This is a genomic window from Bacillus sp. SIMBA_031, from assembly GCF_046535225.1.
GTDB classification, from domain to species: Bacteria; Bacillota; Bacilli; order Bacillales; family Bacillaceae; genus Bacillus; species Bacillus velezensis.
Genome location: NZ_JAWRXC010000029.1, coordinates 1 through 1,286 on the forward strand (window position 1 = coordinate 1; position 1,286 = coordinate 1,286).

Below are 1,286 nucleotides of genomic sequence, written 5' to 3' on the forward strand. Positions count from 1 at the left end.
GGGACTGCCCCCCGTTTTTGAGACAGGGGTCAAAACACCTTTTAAACAGCCAATTGCCGATAGTTTATCGGTGATTGGTTGTTTAGTTTGGTTTGAATACGAATATTGTTATAATAATGAATGTATTCTATGACAGTGCGTTCTACGATGGCAGTCGTAGTTCGATCAATGCTGTTAAGATAGAACGTTTCAGACTTTAGCGAGGAATGAAACGATTCGATGGAGGCATTATCAGCGGGCGTCCCTTTGCGGGACATGCTCATGGTAATGCCTTTTGTTTTAACAGCTTTTTGATACTCGTAAGATGTATACACAGAACCTTGGTCACTATGTAACACGCAGTTCTCAGGCAGCATTGGTAGCTGATCAAGTGTGTCTAAGACAAAGGCTGTGTCCTGCTTATCCCCAATAGTAAAAGCAATCACTTCTCCATTGTATAAATCTAATATACTGGAAAGGTACAATTGTTTCTGTCCATAAGGCAAATATGTGATGTCCGTTACTAGTTTTTCAAGAGGACGATCAGACTGAAAGTTCCGATCCAATATATTATCGACCACGGCATATGGCTGCCCATCCTTCTTGCGCTTTTTCACCTTAACCCGACACTGCCATTGATTTTTCTGCATAATACGTTGAACCGTTTTATGGTTAATACACATTCTCTTTTTTAGTATGGCTGTGATTTTTCGATATCCATATCGATACTTGTGCTCTCGGCACAACGTGCCGATTTGTTTTTCCAAATGGCGCTTGGGATGATCCTTCATCAGATTCTTCTTCCAACGATAATAAGACGCTCGAGAGATACCTAAATGAATACAGATATCCTGTACGGTCATTGTGCTGTGCAATATTTCTACAAGTTCGACTGACGTTTCGCTATCAACTTCCTTTCCAATTCGTTGTACTTTTTTAAAACTTCATTCTGTTGTCTCAGGTAACGAATCTCTGCCTGCAGTTTCTCTAAATCGGAAGAATACTCCGGACCTTTTCCGTAAGTGTATTGCTTTCCAACAGGCTGTTCGAATCGATGTGTATCACCAGCCTTATACCATCTAACCCATGTCTGAACCTGTGTCTTATTCTTAATATTCAACTCCTGCAGAATCTCTTTCATAGGTACGCCTGCCAATCTCATTTCTACAGCCTTCTGCTTCGCTTCAACCGGATAACTCACTCTTGTCCCCATAGAAAAAACACCTCCAAGTCTAATTTCGGATAACAATCATCCGTATTCAAACTTGAAGGTGTTTTTATTTGTCTCATCTTATGGGGTCAGTCCC

Annotated in this window: 1 protein-coding gene; it reads right to left on the reverse strand. The window is 40.9% G+C overall.

The annotated features are described in order from the left end of the window. Positions 1-41 precede the first annotated feature (41 nt). Positions 42-1,192, reverse strand: a protein-coding gene (locus SB724_RS19330; protein WP_129003681.1) for an IS3 family transposase whose coding sequence is annotated in 2 segments (ribosomal slippage) — positions 42-919 and positions 919-1,192 — 1,152 coding nt in all. Because the reading frame shifts where the segments join, the coding sequence is not laid out codon by codon here. Positions 1,193-1,286 lie beyond the last annotated feature (94 nt).